Source organism: Thiohalocapsa halophila (assembly GCF_016583825.1).
Classification (GTDB): domain Bacteria; phylum Pseudomonadota; class Gammaproteobacteria; order Chromatiales; family Chromatiaceae; genus Thiohalocapsa; species Thiohalocapsa halophila.
Genome location: NZ_NRRV01000232.1, coordinates 1 through 862, shown reverse-complemented (window position 1 = coordinate 862; position 862 = coordinate 1). Strand labels below are relative to the sequence as shown.

Sequence of the window (862 nt, the reverse complement as noted above, 5' to 3'; positions counted from 1 at the left end):
GCCTGGAAAGAAGCGGTCTCTTCCACGACCAGGCGCACCCAGGACCAAAACCAAGCAGGGCAACGCACGCCCGGTTGCCGGGTTGCGCTTAATGGATAGGCCGCAGCCCGCCGTCGATCAGGATCGTGCGCGCTTCATCGGTCGCCAGGACGTTCCTTACCTTTTCGGCTAGCGCTTTGTTTTCCGGCTTGTACACCAGGTTCAGCGAACGCATCAGCGTGTATTCCCCCGATTCGACATTCTCCGGGGTGCCGGCAACGCCATCCAGGGTCAGCATCTTGATCGGCTCGCCCTGCTGGATGGCGGCGTCTACGGCGGAATAGGACAGATAGGTCAGGCCGTGCTCGTCTCCGGCCACGGTGGTGATGGCCTGCCCGTTTGGACCGATAATGATCAGGCTCTTGTCCAGCGGCCTGTCGTGCTCCCTTCCGAATTGGAAATATTTGTCGAAGATCGTCTTGGTCCCTCTTCCGGCTTCCTTGGCGATGGCGTTGATCTTATAGCCATCCAGCTCTTTGGTCTTGCCGGTATAGATATCGAGGACCTCTTCTGTGGTGATGTTATCGAAAGGCGCGGCCTCATTCGCGAGCATCACCAGCCAGTCGCGGGACATCACCAAGGTCGTCACGTGCGGCTTTTCCCCTTCCTTCAGCTCGCGGGACATCATGCCAAAATCGGCGATTCCGGCTTTGGCTGCCTTGAAGCCCGCGGACGAGCCGCCGGCCTGGACCTTGGCCTCGATCCCATGCTTCGCCATCAATGGCGTCAACTGTTCCATGAACGGGAAAACGGTCGTGCTGCCCGCGAATGTCACGGTCACGGGTTCGGTCTCGGCAGCGACCGATGCGGCAAAGAAGAGGGT

The 862-nt window shown here is 59.7% G+C and carries 1 protein-coding gene; it reads right to left on the bottom strand.

Going from position 1 to position 862, the window contains the following annotated elements; genetic code table 11:
- Window positions 1-88: 88 nt before the first annotated feature.
- Window positions 89-862, bottom strand: a 774-nt coding sequence (locus CKO31_RS26170; RefSeq protein WP_200243879.1) for a substrate-binding domain-containing protein, incomplete at its 5' end; no start/stop codon positions are given.